Annotated in this window: 17 protein-coding genes; all 17 read left to right on the forward strand. The window is 36.8% G+C overall.

Features of this window, described 5'->3' with window-relative positions; genetic code table 11:
- The first annotated feature begins 14 nt into the window (after window positions 1-14).
- The 17 genes from JZO76_RS06980 (at window position 15) to JZO76_RS07055 (ending at window position 18,017) form a co-directional block, all read left to right on the forward strand.
- Complete coding sequence (locus JZO76_RS06980) at window positions 15-410, forward strand: acetyl-CoA carboxylase biotin carboxyl carrier protein subunit (protein ID WP_206903408.1); 396 nt, start codon at window positions 15-17, stop codon at window positions 408-410.
- A gap of 44 nt (window positions 411-454) precedes the next feature.
- Window positions 455-1,570 carry a sodium ion-translocating decarboxylase subunit beta gene (locus JZO76_RS06985; protein ID WP_206903409.1) on the forward strand — a complete coding sequence of 372 codons (1,116 nt, stop codon included), beginning with the start codon at window positions 455-457 and terminating at the stop codon, window positions 1,568-1,570.
- 45 nt (window positions 1,571-1,615) lie between these two features.
- The gene (locus tag JZO76_RS14200) at window positions 1,616-1,738 is read left to right on the forward strand and encodes an OadG-related small transporter subunit (RefSeq protein ID WP_095006513.1); all 123 of its coding nucleotides are present in this window, start codon (window positions 1,616-1,618) and stop codon (window positions 1,736-1,738) included.
- 21 nt (window positions 1,739-1,759) lie between these two features.
- Complete coding sequence (gene citC, locus JZO76_RS06990; RefSeq protein ID WP_206903410.1) at window positions 1,760-2,755, forward strand: [citrate (pro-3S)-lyase] ligase; 996 nt, start codon at window positions 1,760-1,762, stop codon at window positions 2,753-2,755.
- Between the two features lie 10 nt (window positions 2,756-2,765).
- Entirely contained in the window at window positions 2,766-3,074 is a 309-nt protein-coding gene (citD, locus tag JZO76_RS06995; protein WP_206903411.1) for a citrate lyase acyl carrier protein, read from the forward strand.
- Window positions 3,062-3,949: a citrate (pro-3S)-lyase subunit beta gene (gene citE / locus JZO76_RS07000; protein WP_206903412.1), complete on the forward strand. Its 888-nt coding sequence runs from the start codon at window positions 3,062-3,064 to the stop codon at window positions 3,947-3,949. The genes citD and citE overlap by 13 nt, the downstream gene beginning before the upstream one ends.
- A gap of 1 nt (window position 3,950) precedes the next feature.
- Window positions 3,951-5,483, forward strand: coding sequence for a citrate lyase subunit alpha (gene citF, locus JZO76_RS07005; protein WP_206903413.1), 1,533 nt, complete (start codon window positions 3,951-3,953; stop codon window positions 5,481-5,483).
- Complete coding sequence (citX, locus tag JZO76_RS07010; RefSeq protein WP_206903414.1) at window positions 5,476-6,012, forward strand: citrate lyase holo-[acyl-carrier protein] synthase; 537 nt, start codon at window positions 5,476-5,478, stop codon at window positions 6,010-6,012. The genes citF and citX overlap by 8 nt, the downstream gene beginning before the upstream one ends.
- Window positions 6,013-6,016: 4 nt before the next feature.
- Window positions 6,017-7,411: an oxaloacetate decarboxylase subunit alpha gene (locus JZO76_RS07015; RefSeq protein ID WP_206903415.1), complete on the forward strand. Its 1,395-nt coding sequence runs from the start codon at window positions 6,017-6,019 to the stop codon at window positions 7,409-7,411.
- A gap of 309 nt (window positions 7,412-7,720) precedes the next feature.
- Window positions 7,721-9,082 (forward strand): extracellular solute-binding protein, encoded by a 1,362-nt coding sequence (locus JZO76_RS07020; RefSeq protein ID WP_206903650.1) that lies wholly within the window; start codon window positions 7,721-7,723, stop codon window positions 9,080-9,082.
- 47 nt (window positions 9,083-9,129) lie between these two features.
- Complete coding sequence (locus JZO76_RS07025) at window positions 9,130-10,044, forward strand: carbohydrate ABC transporter permease (RefSeq protein WP_206903416.1); 915 nt, start codon at window positions 9,130-9,132, stop codon at window positions 10,042-10,044.
- 9 nt (window positions 10,045-10,053) lie between these two features.
- Window positions 10,054-10,884 carry a carbohydrate ABC transporter permease gene (locus JZO76_RS07030; protein ID WP_206903417.1) on the forward strand — a complete coding sequence of 277 codons (831 nt, stop codon included), beginning with the start codon at window positions 10,054-10,056 and terminating at the stop codon, window positions 10,882-10,884.
- Complete coding sequence (locus JZO76_RS07035; protein WP_206903651.1) at window positions 10,884-13,961, forward strand: alpha-mannosidase; 3,078 nt, start codon at window positions 10,884-10,886, stop codon at window positions 13,959-13,961. Before JZO76_RS07030 ends, JZO76_RS07035 begins: the two co-directional genes overlap by 1 nt.
- 135 nt (window positions 13,962-14,096) lie before the next feature.
- Window positions 14,097-16,295: a helix-turn-helix transcriptional regulator gene (locus tag JZO76_RS07040; protein WP_206903418.1), complete on the forward strand. Its 2,199-nt coding sequence runs from the start codon at window positions 14,097-14,099 to the stop codon at window positions 16,293-16,295.
- A gap of 107 nt (window positions 16,296-16,402) precedes the next feature.
- Window positions 16,403-16,858 (forward strand): GNAT family N-acetyltransferase, encoded by a 456-nt coding sequence (locus JZO76_RS07045; RefSeq protein WP_206903419.1) that lies wholly within the window; start codon window positions 16,403-16,405, stop codon window positions 16,856-16,858.
- Between the two features lie 15 nt (window positions 16,859-16,873).
- The gene (locus tag JZO76_RS07050) at window positions 16,874-17,446 is read left to right on the forward strand and encodes a GNAT family N-acetyltransferase (protein WP_206903420.1); all 573 of its coding nucleotides are present in this window, start codon (window positions 16,874-16,876) and stop codon (window positions 17,444-17,446) included.
- 67 nt (window positions 17,447-17,513) lie between these two features.
- Window positions 17,514-18,017: a hypothetical protein gene (locus tag JZO76_RS07055; RefSeq protein WP_206903421.1), complete on the forward strand. Its 504-nt coding sequence runs from the start codon at window positions 17,514-17,516 to the stop codon at window positions 18,015-18,017.
- The last annotated feature ends 221 nt before the right edge of the window (window positions 18,018-18,238 follow it).

Genomic DNA, 18,238 nt, shown 5'->3' on the forward strand with positions numbered 1-18,238 from the left:
AGAGGAGAATGATTATGTTACGTAAATTCAAAATTGCAATTGATGGAACAGAGTATTTAGTAGAAATGGAAGAAATTGGCGGCGTGCCACAGCCGGCAGCACCAGCACCACAAACAGCTGCACCAGTTCAAACAGCTCCTGCAGCAGCGCCAAAAGAAGAAGCACCACAAGCAACTGCCGCTACAACACCAGCAAGTGCAGATGCAATGACAGCTCCAATGCCGGGAACAATTTTGAAAATTTTAGTAAACGTTGGCGATGAAGTCAAAGAAAATCAACCAGTTATGATTTTAGAAGCGATGAAAATGGAAAATGAAGTTGTTGCACCAAAAGCTGGTACAGTAACAGGAATTCATGTGACACAAGGCCAAATGGTTAACCCTGGTGAAGCGTTAATTACAATTGGTTAATTTGATCGATTAGAAATGAAAATTTGATATAGGAAGTGAATTAAGTGGAAACTCTTTTAGAAGGAATTATCGGTATGGGACAAGAGCCGGGAAGAATTGTCATGATGCTAATCGGCGGCTTGTTGATGTACCTAGGGATTAAAAAAGAATACGAACCAACATTATTGGTGCCAATGGGTCTGGGAACAATTTTAGTGAACTTCCCAAATTCAGGTGTTTTACAAGCCGGTGGCGAAGCTGGTCCTTTCCAAGTATTATTTGATGCCGGAATCAGTACAGAATTATTCCCACTACTATTATTTATCGGGATTGGTGCCATGATCGATTTTGGGCCATTATTACAAAATCCGTTCTTGCTATTATTCGGTGCAGCTGCCCAATTTGGTATTTTCTTTACTGTTATCGTAGCCGTTTTACTTGGCTTTGATATTAATGATGCTGCTTCAATCGGGATTATCGGTGCCGCAGACGGTCCGACTTCAATCTTTGTGGCGAACACATTGAACTCAAAATATATGGGGGCAATTATGGTAGCGGCTTACTCATACATGGCCTTGGTACCAATTATCCAACCAGTAGCCATTAAAGCTGTTACAACGAAAAAAGAACGTCAAATCCGCATGACCTATCATGCTGGGGCGGTATCACAAACAGCAAAAATTTTATTCCCAATCGTTATTACGATCGTAGCAGGTTTGATTGCGCCAGTGTCATTGCCATTAGTAGGTTTCTTAATGTTTGGTAACTTGTTAAGAGAATGTGGCGTTTTAGATCGTTTGTCAGTTTCCGCACAAAACGAATTGGTTAACTTGGTAAGTATCTTACTTGGTTTAACAATTTCAGTAAAAATGCAAGCCAACGATTTCTTAAAAGTAGATACATTAATCGTTATCGGGTTAGGTTTAGTCGCATTTGTGATGGACTCTGTCGGTGGTGTGTTGTTTGCCAAAGTGTTGAACTTGTTTAGAAAAGAAAAAGTAAATCCAATGATTGGTGCTGCTGGTATTTCTGCGTTCCCAATGTCAAGTCGTGTTATTCAAAAAATGGCGACAGAAGAAGATCCGCAAAACTTCATTTTGATGCATGCAGCTGGTGCCAACGTTTCAGGTCAGATTGCTTCTGTTATCGCAGGCGGTCTGTTATTAGCGCTATTAGCATAATAATTTGCAAGTGAAAAACAGCTTGATAACAAAAGGAGGAAAACCATGTTTGAAGATTTAAAAATTGCATTTGAACTATTAGGTTTTGGTTGGGGCGGCGTTTTTGTCGTAATCTTAATCATTTACGCAGCCTCACAATTATTGGCGAAATTATTTCCGCCAAAATAAAAAATAATCGGGTGAGAAAAGATGTTAACACTAAAAAGACTCTGGTTGATCCAAGATGTAAAAGACCATAATCAGTGGAGTGAATTTTTACAAGCCGGTGGGCTGCACCCTGCTGAAGATGCGACGTATACTGTAGGAATTTATGATGGTGAAGAATTAATTGCGACCGGATCTCTGTCAGACAATATCATTAAGTATTTATTAGTATGCAAAAGATATCAATCTGAAAACTTGTTGACACAAATTATTGTTCATTTAATTGAACGCTTGCATGAAGAGGATATTTTTCACTACTTTGTTTACACTGCACCGGATAAAGAAGTTATTTTTCGTTCTTTAGGATTCAAAAAAATCATGAATACTAAAGAAGTATTGTTTATGGAACAAGGAGAACCTAGTTTTGACGACTATTTAAATTATATTGCTCGTTTTGATCATCCAGGTGAAAACGGTAGTATCGTGATGAATGCTAATCCGTTTACCTTAGGCCATAAATACTTGGTGGAACAAGCACGTAAAGTTTGTGATCATGTCTATGTTTTTGTTGTCTCAGAAGAAAAATCAGAATTTTCCAGTCCTGAACGCTTCGCTTTAGTTAAAAACGGCTTAAAAGAGTTTGAAGATGTGACGGTTTTACCGGCCAGAGATTATATGGTGTCATCTTTAACATTCCCAGCCTATTTCTTAAAAGATCGTGCCGAGTTAAATGTTGCTAGCGTTCAAGCCCGTTTAGATGCAACCCTTTTTAAAGAACGTATCGCACCTGTATTGCATATTAAAAAGCGCTTTGTTGGAGAGGAACCTTATTCAAAAGTAACCAATGTTTACAATGAAGCGATGAAAGAAGTATTTCGTCCGGATCTGTCACTGACTATCTTGCCTCGTTTGGCAATTGAAGGTGAAATCGTCAGCGCAACCAAAGTACGACAAGCACTCCAAGATCACAATGAGCCACTTGTCCAATCCTTCGTTCCGGACACTGTTTTAGCTTACTTGAAAGAGAAAAATAAAATTTGAGGTGAAAATTGTGGAAATCAAAAAAAGTGCAGTAGCTGGTACTGTGGAGTCAAGTGACATTATGGTTACTGTCGCTCCAAACCAAGAAGAAAAAATTGCAATTGCGTTAGATAGTAGTGTTGAGAAACAATATGGACAAGAAATTCGTGATTTGATTGAAAACACATTAAAACGCTTGGATGTAACAGCTGCTAAGGTAACAGCAGTCGACAAAGGTGCATTGGATTGTACCATTCAAGCGCGGACATTGACCGCGGTTTACCGTGCGAGTGAAGTCGCAGAATACGACTGGAAGGAGATCGACTCATGGAACGCTTAAGAAGAACGATGATGTTTGTACCTGGTGCTAATGCCGCAATGTTGAGAGATGCGCCTTTATATGGTGCTGATTCAATTATGTTTGACTTAGAAGATGCTGTTTCTTTAAAAGAAAAAGACTCAGCTCGGACTTTGGTTCACTTTGCTTTAAAAACATTTGATTACAGCAGTGTGGAAACCGTAGTCCGAATTAACAGCTTGGATACAGTAGGTGCACAAGATATTGCTGCAATGGTCTTAGCTGGCGTCAATGTTATCCGTTTGCCAAAAACTGAAACAGCACAAGATATTGTGGATGTAGATGTTGAAATTACAAAAGTAGAAGAAGCAAATGGAATTGTCGTTGGGACTACTAAAATGATGGCAGCGATTGAATCAGCTGAAGGCGTCTTAAATGCCCGGGAAATTGCGAAAGCTTCTACCCGATTAATTGGTATTGCCCTTGGTGCAGAAGACTATGTAACCAACATGAAGACGCGTCGCTATCCAGATGGACAAGAATTGTTCTTTGCCCGTAGTTTCATTCTTCATTCTGCAAGAGCAGCCGGCATTGCCGCAATCGATACAGTTTATTCAGATGTCGATAATGAAGCAGGTTTCTTAAAAGAAGTTGAAATGATTAAACAACTTGGTTTTGATGGAAAATCAGTGATTAATCCGCGCCAAATTCCACTTGTCAATAAAGTATATGCACCGACTGAAAAAGAAATTCAAAACGCAAAAGAAGTAATTTGGGGAATCAGAGAAGCCGAAGCCAAAGGATCTGGCGTTATTTCAGTTAACGGAAAAATGGTAGATAAACCTATCGTGGAACGGGCAGAACGTGTCATTGCTTTAGCAAAAGCTGCCAAGTTGATTTCCGAGGAGGATATTTAAAATGACAACAAATAAATTAGGTCGCGAAATTCCAACACAATTTGCTGAACAATATGGTGTTTTTGAAGGTGAATTAGCAAATATCAAAGAATACCAAGAATCAAGTCGTAAGATTAAACCTGTTAAACCAAGAGACACGAAACTTTTAGGGAGTATTCGTGAAGCGATTGAAAAAACGGGCTTAAAAGACGGCATGACAATTTCATTCCACCATCATTTCCGTGAAGGTGACTTTGTTATGAATATGGTTTTAGAAGAAATTGCTAAAATGGGGATTAAAAATTTATCCATTGCACCAAGTTCTATTGCCAATGTTCATGCACCATTAATTGATCATATTAAAAACGGTGTGGTCACCAATATTACGTCAAGTGGTTTGCGGGACAAAGTCGGCGCAGCCATCTCAGAAGGAATTATGGAAAACCCGGTTGTGATCCGTTCCCACGGTGGGCGTGCCCGGGCGATTGCCACAGGAGATGTCCACATTGACGTTGCCTTTTTAGGCGCGCCAAGTTCAGATGAATACGGCAATGCCAATGGTACGGTTGGTAAAGCAACGTGTGGTTCTTTAGGCTATGCTATGATTGATGCTAAATATGCTGATCAAGTCGTTATCATTACTGATACTTTAATGCCTTATCCAAATACACCAATCAGCATTCCTCAAACAGATGTTGATTATGTAGTAGAAGTTGACGCCATTGGCGATCCAAACGGAATTGCAAAAGGTGCAACCCGTTTTACTAAAAATCCAAAAGAATTATTAATTGCCGAATATGCAGCAAAAGTGATTACAAATTCACCTTATTACAAAGAAGGTTTTTCTTTCCAAACAGGTACAGGTGGCGCAGCTTTAGCGGTTTCACGTTTTATGCGCGAAGCAATGCTTAAAGATGGTATTAAAGCCAGCTTTGCTTTAGGTGGAATCACCAATGCGATGGTGGAACTATTAGAAGAAGGACTTGTGGAAAAAATTATCGATGTGCAAGATTTTGATCATCCTTCTGCTATTTCATTAGGCAAAAATGCAAATCACTATGAAATTGATGCTAACATGTATGCTTCACCATTAAGTAAAGGTGCTGTGATTAATCAACTAGATACAGCAATTTTATCTGCTTTAGAAATTGATACAAACTTTAATGTAAATGTTATTACAGGTTCTGATGGGGTTATCCGCGGCGCTTCAGGGGGACACTCAGATACTTCAATGGCTTGCAAAATGAGCTTGGTTATTGCACCGATTATTCGTGGTCGGATTGCAACAATTGTCGATCAAGTAAATACGGTTGTTACGCCAGGTTCAAGTATTGATGTTGTGGTAACAGAAGTTGGGATTGCTATCAATCCAGCACGCCAAGACTTGATTGAACACTTCAAAAAACTAGATGTACCACAATTTACGATTGAAGAATTAAAAGAAAAAGCATATAGCATCGTAGGAGAACCGCAACCAATTCAATACGGCGATAAAGTCGTAGCTTTAATTGAATACCGCGATGGCTCAATCATCGATGTGGTCAAAAATGTCTAATTATTTTCAAGGTGAAACTGTTGCGCTATCCGAAATGTTAGCTGCTCGTGAACAACGAGTTGCATTACAACATGAACTTTTAAAAAAATGTGCTAACGCAAGCTTGCTTTCAGCAACAATGAATATTCCAGGGCCGGTTAAAAATACTCCGGCTTTGGAAAAAACATTTATCACTTTGGTCGAGACAGTTCGCAAAGAATTAAAAGATTTCTTTATCATTGAAACAAATTATTTTTCCCGTAAAACCGGTTTGGAGTTTTTACTTTTAGCAGAGATATCCCCGGAGCTGTTAAAACGAAAAATGATCGAAATCGAAGAAAAACACCCACAAGGCCGCTTGGTTGATTTAGATGTTTTGTGGCTAAAAGATGGTAAAATGCAGTCAATTAGTCGGCAAGATTTAGGCTTTCCTGCTAGAAAATGCCTCATTTGCAATAAAGACGCCAAGGTTTGTGGTCGGGCTAGAACACATACAATTGAAGAAATGCAAGCAAAAATTGCAAGTATAATAGAAGATAGAAAGGAGTAGGGAGATGACCAAACAAATTCGCTTTATGGAAACAGTTTTGCGAGACGGCCAACAAAGTCAAATCGCAACGCGGATGTCCACTGAAGATATGTTACCAATCATCAAAACGATGGATGAAGCTGGCTTTCATTCATTGGAGATGTGGGGAGGCGCAACATTTGATTCTTGTCTACGGTTTTTAAATGAAGACCCGTGGGAAAGATTGCGCAAAATCCGCCAAGAAGTCAAAAATACGAAATTACAAATGCTATTACGTGGTCAAAATCTACTCGGCTACAAAAATTATGCAGATGACGTTGTACGTGAATTCGTCATGAAATCTGTTGAAAATGGAATCGATATCGTGCGGGTTTTTGATGCTTTAAATGATACCCGTAATTTACGAACTTCAATTGAAGCATGTAAAGAAGCTGGTGGTCATTGTCAAACAGCGATTTCTTACACAACTAGCGATTTTCATACCGTCGATTATTTTGTTTCTTTAGCCAAAGAAATGGCAGAACTAGGTGCAGATTCAATCTGTATTAAAGATATGGCAGGAGTTTTAACCCCTGCGACTGGTTTTGAATTGGTGAGTCGCATTAAAGATAGTATTGCTTTACCATTGGAAGTTCATACCCATGCAACCAGTGGAATCTCAGAAATGACCTACTTAAAGGTAGCAGAAGCTGGAGCGGATATTATCGATACTGCAATTTCATCATTTTCAGGTGGGACGAGTCAACCGGCGACAGAATCTGTTGCTATCGCTTTATCAGGTCTTGGTTTTGATACCGGTCTTAAAATGGATAAATTGGAAGAAATCGCAAATTATTTTAATCCAATTCGCGATCACTTCCGCAATGAAGGAATACTAAATCCTAAAGTAAAAGATACAGAGCCAAAAACTTTAATTTATCAAGTTCCCGGTGGTATGTTATCTAACTTATTAAGTCAATTGACTGAACAAGGCAATGCAGATAAGTATGATGAAGTTTTAGCTGAAGTGCCAAAAGTGCGGGCAGATTTAGGTTTTCCACCACTTGTAACACCACTATCACAAATGGTCGGTACGCAAGCATTAATGAATATTTTGGCTGGTGAACGCTACAAAATGGTACCAAACGAAATCAAAGATTACGTTCGTGGCCTATACGGTAAACCACCAGTTGCTATTAAAGAAGATATCAAAGAAAAAATTATCGGGGATGAACCAGTTATCACAAAACGTCCTGCAGATTTACTAGCACCACAATTACCAGGTTTTGAAGAAGAAATCAAAGAGTACGCAAAATCAATCGAAGACGTGTTAAGTTACGCCGTCTTCCCACAACAAGCAAAAGATTTCTTAGGACGCCGTGAAGATCCATTTTATGACGTACCACTTCAAACTGTAAACGTAAAGATTGACGTACAATAAGAAAAAAGTTAATGACTCTTTTAAAGTTCAATTTTTAATCGAAGTAGTAAAAGCTGTAAAAATCAGTAATGATTTTTACAGCTTTTTTGTGATGAGATTGGAGTCCAATCACCAAAAAATGATTTTATCATCAAAATTTATGATTGAATGCAAATTTTGATGATAATTATTTTTTTAAATGATTGAGCTTTTTGAATACTTAAGTAATATTGTAAGTGCTTACAATTAGTTGCGGCCGGAATTAATTGTTTAGTGATGGATTAGTTAAATAATAGCTGAAGTGAGGTTAGGAAATTGAAAAACTCAAAAATGAAAAAAATCGCTTTGTTTACTTCTTTATTAGTAGTTCCGTTTTTAGTTGCTGGATGTGGAAATGATGCAAAGGAAAGTTCTGCCAGTAAAGATGGAAAAACAGAAATTAAAATTACTTGGCGCAATACCGGAGATCATGATAAGATGCAGAAATTTTTAGAAGAAGAATTTATTCCGAAATTTGAAAAAGATAATCCAGATATTAAAGTGACGCCATCTTCTATTACTGCAAGTGAGGGTGATTATTTTTCTAAAGTTGCTTTATCAATGCAATCAGAGAGTACTGCTCCAGATATTGTTGCAGAGGATTCTTTCATGCTAAACTCGGATGCCAATGCCGGCTATTTGACAGCTTTAGATGACTACGTAGCAAAATGGGACGATTGGAGTAATTATACTGAGAATTTGAAAGCAGGATCTATTGCTCAAGATGGTAAATTATATGCTATTCCAGGAACATCAGACTCCAGAGGAATTTGGTTTAATAAAAATGTATTTAAAAAAGCGGGTTTACCTGAAGACTGGCAACCAAAAACATGGGAAGATATTGTAGCTGCAGCAGAAAAAGTGAAAGAGACGCAACCAAAAGTAATTCCTTTTGGTATGGGAGTAGCAAAAGCAAACGGTGAGTCTGTTTCTATGCAAACTTTTGAAATGTTGTTATATGGAACAAAAGACCAATTATTTGATTCAGAAACCCGAAAATGGGACGTGAATAGCCAAGGTATTTTGGACTCATTAAACTTTATTGATGAAATTTATAATCAGAAAAAATTAGGACCATCCTTATCAATTGCTATTAATAGTAACTACGGTTCAGTAATGTTCCAAGAAAAATTTCCTAAAGATGAGGTAGCTATGCTTTTGGATGGATTCTGGAGTCAGGGAAATTGGACTGAATCAGGAGCAACTCCAGTTGAAAACATGACCGAGCGTTTTGGATTTGCTGCTATGCCAACCCAAAATGGCGATGCACCAGGAACTACTACAATGTCTGGTGGTTGGACATGGGCAATTCCTGCAAAAGCTAAAAATAAAGAAGCATCATGGAAAGTTATACAAGCATTAGGTGGTAAAGAAGAACAAGCCAAGCGTGCAATTGCAGAAGGGAATTTAACAGTACGTGATGATTCCGCTGAATTACCAGAATACAAAGATCAACCGTTCATTGCTGAAGCTACTAGTTTCTTAAAGAATGCGCATTTCCGTCCAGCTGACGATAAGTATCCAAACGTATCTGTTGAAATTCAAAACATGGTGGAATCTGTGGCGACTGGTTCAAAAACGCCAGAACAAGCAGCAAAAGACTATGCAACCAATGTGACACGGATTGTAGGAGAAGAGAATATTAAAAAATAATATATGGGCGGCTTTACAGCCGCCTTTTACTTAAGTAGGTGAAAAATATGGAAAACGGATTAATTGAACCATCAAAACATGAAAATAAAAGAAAACCACTATCTGATAACTTGAAGTCAATTTTCTTTTTATTACCAAGTTGGGTTTTGTTGTTAATCTTCTTTATTGGTCCGATGATTTTAACTTTTATTTTTTCTTTTACAAATCTAGCGTTAACAGGTGCTGAAGCAAGTCAATTGCAATTTATTGGTTTTGAAAACTTTACACGCATGTTTCAAGATCCAGAGTTTCGAACTAGTGTCTGGAATACAATCATTTTTGTATTTTTTTCAGCAGTATTAGGCCAATGCTTTTTAGGATTTCTGATTGCCTTTTTAATGCGAGAAAAAAATAAAACTTTTCGAAGAGTAATTGGTTTGATTATCATTGCTGCTTGGGTCACGCCAGAGGTTGTTGTCTCATTTTGTTGGGTGGCATTTCTTAGTGAAAGTGGCACAGCCAATTGGGTATTGGGATTATTAAATATCGAGCCAATAGCATGGTTGTTCACTTTTCCGATGGCTAGTGTAATTATTGCAAATATTTGGCGAGGCACTGCTTTTTCAATGATGGTCTTTCAATCGGCGTTAGATGATATTCCAAAAGAAGTAGAAGAAGCAGCTATTATGGATGGTGCTTCACGCTGGAAAATTGTGACCAAAATTACAATTCCAATGGTAAAAGGTACAATTGCAACAAACTTGATGTTGGTAACCTTACAGACTTTAGGCGTATTTACCTTGATTTATACAATGACTGGTGGTGGCCCTGGGGTAAGCACGGCTACTTTGCCTGTATTTATGTATAAACAAGCATTTGTGAGTTATCAATTAGGATATGGAACGGCTATTTCCTTAGTTCTCTTAGTAATTGGAGCAATAGCAAGTCTTATTTACATGAAAACTTTGAAAGTGAAAGTGTAGGTGAATGAAATGGTTAAAAGAAGTTATCAAATTGAAACGGCAATCCATTATATCATTCTAACTTTATTAGGAATTTTATTTTTACTTCCGTTATTATGGATGCTTTTTGCATCTGTGGATACAGGTGCAATTCAGGCATTGAAGATGCCTAAAAGTTTTACCTTAGAAAATTTTATTTCAATTATTACGGATGGCGGATTAGTTCGTTCTTTTGGCATTGGTCTATTGATTTCAGGCTGCCAAGCATTATTGGTAGTGGGGCTTTGTGTATTGGCTGCCTATCCACTTTCGCGTTATAAGCTTCGCTATAAAAAATCATTTATGATGACGATTTTATTTATGACGTCTTTGCCAATGACAGCTGTTATTGTACCGGTTTTTCAAATGTTCTTATACTTAAAATTTCAAGATTCACTAATAGCACTTACGTTCTTTCTAACGGCTTCATCACTCCCATATGGAATTTGGATGATGAAAAATTTTATGGACTCAGTCCCGCTAGATCTGGAGGAATCAGCATGGATTGACGGTGCGTCTACTTGGCAAGGAATAAAAAAAGTTGTTGCACCACTGATGTTACCTGGAATTTTTACAGTTGGGATATTTACTTTTTCTGGAAGTTGGGGGAACTTTTTTGTACCGTATATTCTAATCCAGTCTCCAGATAAAATGCCTGCGTCAGTTTCAATTTTTCAATTTTTTGGTAACTTTGGCATGGTTAATTATGGCCGACTGGCGGCCTTTTCAGTTTTATATTCTTTACCAGTTGTAATTTTATATGCTATTTCACAGAACTTCATGTCTAAAGGATTTAGTATGGGAGGAGCAACAAAAGGATGATGAATTTTACATTTGTAGAAGAAAAGCTGCGTAACCGAATTGATAGTTTAAAAGAGCTCCGCTATCAGAGCAAGGTAGAGATTACGGATTGGTTTATTAAAGAAGATGTCACAAAAGAAGAAAAATATCCACCAGGAGATTTTAATGATTGGCAAACGTTCAAATTAGGAGATCAGTGGAGTGGGCGAGATTTTTATCTATGGATTCAGCAAGTGGTGAAGATTCCTGATGGTGGACGATTACTGTTTCTTTTTGATTTTGGCCGAACAGGCGGTGGATATAATTCTGGGTTTGAGTCGCTTCTTTTTATCAATGGCAAACCTTACCAAGGTGTAGATAGTAATCATCAAGAGGTTTTTTTAGATGAGGCGTTATACGGAAAAGAAGTCACAGTATCCTTGCGGTTGTGGTCTGGTCTTGAAGGTGGCGGACCAGAAAAAATTCAACGGCATGAATTCAAAAAAGCGGAGTTAGTAGTGTTAGACGAACAAACAGATGGATTATACTATCTGTCAGATGTTGTCTTGAATACTATTTTGGAATTAAGTGATAATGACCCAATCAGATATCAATTATTAGATGTGTTAAATCGAGCATTTACGAAGGTTGATTGGTCTTACCCTGGTAGTAATGCATTTTATACTTCAATTGAACAAGCGGAAACTTATCTATCTGAAAAAATTGATGAAATTGAGAAAGATGATAATGTTGAGATTACGGCGATTGGCCATACTCACATTGATGTAGCATGGTTGTGGCGGTTAAAGCATACACGAGAAAAAGCAGCTCGAAGCTTTTCTACCGTGTTACGCTTAATGGAGAAATATCCAGACTATATTTTTTTACAAACTCAGCCTCAACTATATAAGTATATGAAAAATGATTATCCTGAGATATATCAGAAAATTAAGGAACGTGTTGCAGAGGGGCGTTGGGAAGTTGACGGAGCGATGTGGTTAGAATCAGATTGTAATATTCCCAGTGGTGAATCATTGACGCGACAAATTTTACACGGTTCAAAATTTATTAAAGAAGAATTTGGTCAAGAAGTGAACTATTTATGGTTGCCAGATGTTTTTGGTTACTCATGGGCGCTGCCACAGATTTTGAAGAAAAGTGGCATTGATACTTTTATGACTACAAAAATTAGCTGGAATCAATTTAATCGGATGCCTCACGATACTTTTATTTGGAAGGGAATGGATGGTAGTGAGATCTTAACGCACTTCATTACAACACCAGAGCCCAAACCGCATGCCAGTTGGGCATCTGAATGGTTTTATACGTATAATGGCCTTCTAGAGCCAGAAACAGTTTTGGGAGCTTACAGAGGGTACAGGGATAAAGACATTAATTCTAGTCTTTTGATTTCTTATGGACATGGAGATGGTGGCGGTGGTGTTACGCGAGACATGTTGGAAAAACGTAGACAAATGGATCGAGTGGCAGGCCTGCCAAAAGTTAAAACAGGAAGAGCAAAAGAATTCTTTGAAGAATTACAAAAAACTTTTAGTGAGACAGATCATTATGTTCATAAATGGGATGGAGAACTATATTTAGAATACCATCGCGGAACATATACTTCGCAAGGTTACGTGAAAAAAATGAATCGAAAAACAGAGCTTGCATTACGCGAATTGGAAATTTTGTACACATTCGCAGAGTCTAAAGGCTATGATTATCCTAAAGAAAAACTTTTTGAACTCTGGGAGATTTTATTGCGAAATCAATTTCACGATATCATTCCTGGTTCCTCCATTAAAGAAGTTTACCAAGATCATAAAGAAGAATTTATTATGGTCAAAAAGGAAATTCAGAATTTATATCAGCAATTAAACAAGAAAACAGATAAATTACTGCTCGTTAACACTGCTGCTTGGTTAAGAGATACACTTGTTTGTATTCCGTTGCAAAGCGCAGATAGCTACCAAGATGAACAAGGAAATATTTTTTCTACAGTCAAAACAAAAGATAAAAAGTATATTTATGTTCCAGACTTACCAGCGCTTTCTGATAGACTTTTAACACCAATTGATGAGGTAGTCGCAACAGAGCACGTAACTGGAGTCGTGAAAGAAAATTATGTTGAAACTCCCCATTATGTTTTGAAATGGAATGAGGATGGTCACTTTACAAGTCTCTATGATAAAGATTTTGAGCGTGAAGTATTAAAAGGAAAAGGCAATCAGTTGCAAATTTTTGAAGATAAGCCTAAGGACTTTGACGCGTGGGATATTGATATTTTTTATCAAGAAAAGATGATGGAGATACCGTTTACAAGTTTTGAGTTGACTGAAAATAACGAATTTTTTGTAGAAATTACTTTTGATGCAAAAATTGGTAAATCTGAACTTACTCAAAAAGTACGTCTTTATGCGAATTCAAGACGAATAGATTTTATTACAGATGTGGATTGGGTAGAGCGACAACGGCTATTGAAAGTAGCGTTTGAAGTAGATGTACGTGCTGTAGAAGCAACCTATGATATTCAATATGGAAATGTTAAGCGACCTACCCATTGGAATACCAGCTGGGATATGGCTAAATTTGAAACAGTTGGGCACCAGTGGGCGGATTTATCTGAAAGAAATTATGGTGTCAGCTTAATGAATGATTGTAAATATGGTTATGATATTAAAGGGAATATAATGCGATTATCTCTATTAAAAGGTGGTATATATCCTGATCCAGAAGCTGACCAGGGGCATCATCGTTTCACTTACAGTATTTTTCCTCATAGTGGGGATTGTATTTCAGGAGGAACGGTTAGAGAGGCGTGGGAAATCAACAATTCTATTACCGTCTTAAATCAAGATGATCATTTGCTACCAGCACTACAGTTATCTGTTGAAGGTGGCGTTGCAATTGATGCAATAAAAAAAGCTGAAAATGGAAAAGGCTTTATTTTACGAGTGCATGATTATTCTGGCGGTCGTAGTAAATTTGAAATTTTGGGAATGAAGGATGTTAATTGGAATCCGACGAATTTATTAGAACTAGATGAATCTGATTGTAGTAAAGGGCATGTAGCTTTTGAAATATCACCATATGAAGTAAAAACAACTCGAATATACTGATAAAGTGACAACGGTATAAAAAATGAATCGAAAAATAAATTTATTATTTAATTTTTGATGAATGATTTATGAAACCGTTGTCTTTTTGTCTTTTTTTAGCATAAAAACTGTGCCATAATTCAATGGGGGTGTCAAATGAGGAATACAATATACAAAAAGATTTTTTTCTCTTTTTCCATCATTATTGTTTTATATACAGTTTTATTACTTTTTGTTTTTATTTCCAAAGAATTGAGCCGTCAGCGTTATGAGTCTGCCGTTGAGGTAGAGTTCTATTTGGAAAGAGAAGGTGCACGGATTGATTCACAGATTGAGACGGCAATTGATTCAACACAAATGTTAGCCGACAATAAAAAGATCCAAGAATTAGCCAATGTAAAACAAAATAATTATGCATTATTTTCAGATATTTTCGACCAAATGAAAGATAATCTTTTTTCAGGCTATCAGTTAGGTTATAATCTCGGAATCACACAAGGGATAAATCAAAAAGTTGTAGGATTGAATGGTTATTTTGATTTTGATGATTATTTAAGTTTTATTGGGATACCCAAGGACAATCCTGAAATTCAAGAATTTTTTAATGATGATGATCGGTATAGAATTCGTATTATTACCGTAAATCAAAGTATTTATCTACTAAGAAAAATTTATCAAGCAGATAATCCAGCTTCGTTATATTTTATTGTAAATTGGGATAAGCAGCGCCTTCACGCACAAGAAAATATTAATGAGTTAGGAAAGTTATACTTTCAAGATTCAGAGGCGAGCAAAAAGAACCTTGGAGATGGGATTAGTATATTATCTTCTTTAGTTCCGATAAAGCCACAAAAATCAAATCTAATTGGACATAAAGTAGAGTCAGATAATTCTATTTTTTGGAAGTTTTCCAACATCGTTCCTTCGTTGGCTTATGTCTATATTGTGCCGCAAAAGAACTTAAGTCGTTTACCCTTAGATACTGTGTGGGTTATTGTCGCTGTTTTAGTTGCCTCTTTGTTGTTGGGTTCATTACTGACGCTATATTTTAGTCGAACGAATTATCGTCCTTACCGCAAAATAATCTCAGAAATTCAACATGATGATAGCGGTAGCGTAAACGTGGAAATTCTATTGAAAAAAATTGAAGATTTAAAAACGGGTCGTGCGGACTATGATCGCTTTCAAGCATCAAATATTGAAGACATTAGAGAAATGTTTTTCAAAAATGTTTTACTTGGGAAATATCCACCTAATGATCTTCAAAGAATCGCTTCTAGTGTGGGGTTAGAGTCACTAAAATCAGGTGGTTTAATTGCAATTTTAACGATTAAGGGACGTTCAACAGATGAAGAGAACTTAAAAGAAAGAGAGCTGCTAAAAGCACGACAAAGGATTATTGAATATGGGACAGATACGAAAAATATTAAGTTATACGTCCAACCGATTGATTCCGGACGATTTGCTTTAATTTATTCTACGAAAGAACAAGCGGGGGTCTTAAGGAGAATTGAAGATTTACGTAACCTCTTGGCAAATAATCTTCATTTAGAAAGTCAGTTTTTCCTATCAGTTCCATTTGATACGATTACAGATTTTGCATCGGTTTTTAGAGACGTTTTTAGTTTAAATACAGACAGCTTATTTAAACCTGAACAAATTATTATTAATCGTTCTCTAGATAAAGGCAATGACTTTGTTTACTCTGTTGAAGCTGAGCAGAGACTTGTCCATCTTGTTAAAGCGCGAAAAATTGAGGAAGCACGTAATCTGGTTGAGAATATTTTACGAACAAATTACATTGAAAAAAGACTTACGACCCATGCGTTAGAAGATTTAAAGCAGTCTTTAATTAATACAATAAAACGAATTACGCAATTGTTGGGTGTAGATTTTGCTGATTTCTATACGAATAATCAAACACTATTTGAACAGCTAATTAGTACAGATTCCAAAGAGCTCTATAGAGTGTTTTTGACATTATTCCAAGAAGTATTTACTGCTGCCAAAGAGAGCGAAGAAGAGGCGCAAGATATTATAAAACGTGTGCTGGAATATATTGATATAAATTATAAAGAGGATCTATCTCTATCTGATTTAGCTGAAAACTTTAAATTAACAGAATCCTATTTGTCTCGTCTAATTAAAGAAGGAACAGGGATTACATTCAAGAGTTATTTGAATCAATTGAAAGTAAATTATGCGAAAAAATTATTAATGGAGAAAAAAATGAAAGTTAATGAAGTTGCTGAGTCTGTAGGAGTCAAGAATGTCAACACATTCATTCGCATGTTTAAGCAATATGAAGGTGTCACACCAGGCAAATATCAAACTTATGGCAATGAAGAAAAATAAAAGTAAATATCACTGTGTCGTAAAAAAATATTATTTGTAGAAAGAAATTCTTTGATTTTGTTACCGATCGATAGAAAGTAACGAGAATTAAAAATAGGAGCGTAAGTATGGAAATAAGTGAATTTAATAGTATTACAGAGCAGCATTTAACCTTGTTATTAGAGGCTGATCCGGCAGAAAAAATAGTGAGAGACTATACAAAACGAGGGACAGCTTTTGAATTGCGACAAGAAGGGAAATTGGCAGGGGTTATCGTGTTATTGCCGACACGGCCGGAAACCGTTGAAATCATGAACGTAGCAGTTGCCAAACCATTTCGTAGACAAAAATTAGCACAAACGCTGTTAGGCCATGCTCTTTGGTGGAGTAAGAAAAATGGTTTTCGAACAGTTGAAATTGGTACCGGATCAACTGGGATGGAACAACTTTATCTGTATCAAAAATGTGGCTTTCGGATGACCCATATTGAGCGTGACTTTTTTGTGCGCCATTATCCTGAAGAAATTATTGAAAATGGTCTGGTATTAAAAGATATGGTCCGTCTGGCCCAAGATATAGAGTAAAAGGAGAGTTTAGTATTGTTAGATAAATCAATTCCTTATAAAGAAGTTTGGATGAAACGCAAACTGACGCTGCCGATTTTAGCGGCAGCTTTGCCAAAGGGATTTTCATTTCAATTTTATCAAGTTGGTGATGAAAAAGCATGGAGCGAAATTGAAACGAGTGTTTTAGAATTTGAAAATACAACCGAAGCAATGCGCTATTTCAAACGTACCTTTGCGCCCTACAAAGAAAAGTTAGCGCAGCAGATGTTGTTTGTGGTCGATCCCAATGGTAAAAAAGTTGCAACCTGTACGGCGTGGCAAAAAGAAATTCAAGGGCAAAGTTATCCTTTATTTCATTGGTTGGCAGTTGATCCTAAGTATCAGGGACTAGGACTGGCAAAAGCATTGGTGGCACGGATATTGCAAATTTTTCAAACCATGATGCCAGAAGAAGCGACAATTTATCTGCATACACAAACGTGGAGTCACGATGCTATTGGCTTGTATGAAAAATTTGCCTTTTCCTTAATGGCAGAAGATCTTGATGGCACAGTTAATGATGATTACCCAGCGGTTATAGAAATATTAAATCGTTTAAGAAAATAGACGTTTTCGTTTTTTATATAGAAATTTTAAGCTACAAAAAAAGAAGAACAGGTAAGGAGGAAAGAAAATGAGGGAATTGACGTTTGTTAAAAGTGCTGAAGAGGACAAAGTATGCCAAGTTTTAGAAAATAAAAAGGAAGTTTATTTTCTGTCAGAGGTTTTGACCTTGCCTACACGTAAAAGATACCGACTGTGTAACACTGATGGGCAAGAATTAGGGGAAATAAAGCGCAAACGCTATAGCATGGGGTATATCGACTTACCACGGCTGTTTTTGAAACTAAGAGCCTATAATGAAATTAGTATCGTCAAAGATATGAAAAATTTCCGTACGAGTTATGAAATTAAAGGAGAAAGTTTAGCACTTACGGGAACATTTTTAGGAGATAGCTTTGCTATCATTAAAGGTGTAGAAAAAATTGCAACAGTGCAAGTTGGCAAAGAAAAAGAAGCCTATACTTTTACAGTTCAAGTATTAAAAGAGAACTTTGAAACCTTGATTGTCGGTTTTGTAACCCTCTTAATCTTTGTATATGATCATGAGAATGTTAAATTAGAGCAAAGCGAGTAACACGCATTAGCGACATATGATTTAGCAGTGACAGAAAAAAGCATTTTGTTGCATTTTTTTAGCTGCAATAAAAGATAAACTGCCACACAAAAAAACAGGAACTGCCTACTTTTTGTAAGGCAGTTCCTGTTTTTTCTGACGCAATAGTTAGGGGGCTAGTGCGTACTTTTGAAATGTTTCATTTCAAATACCAGCTCTTTAAAAAAATACAAGAATCAGTC

This window comes from Candidatus Enterococcus myersii (genome assembly GCF_017316025.1).
GTDB lineage: Bacteria > Bacillota > Bacilli > Lactobacillales > Enterococcaceae > Enterococcus_C > Enterococcus_C montenegrensis.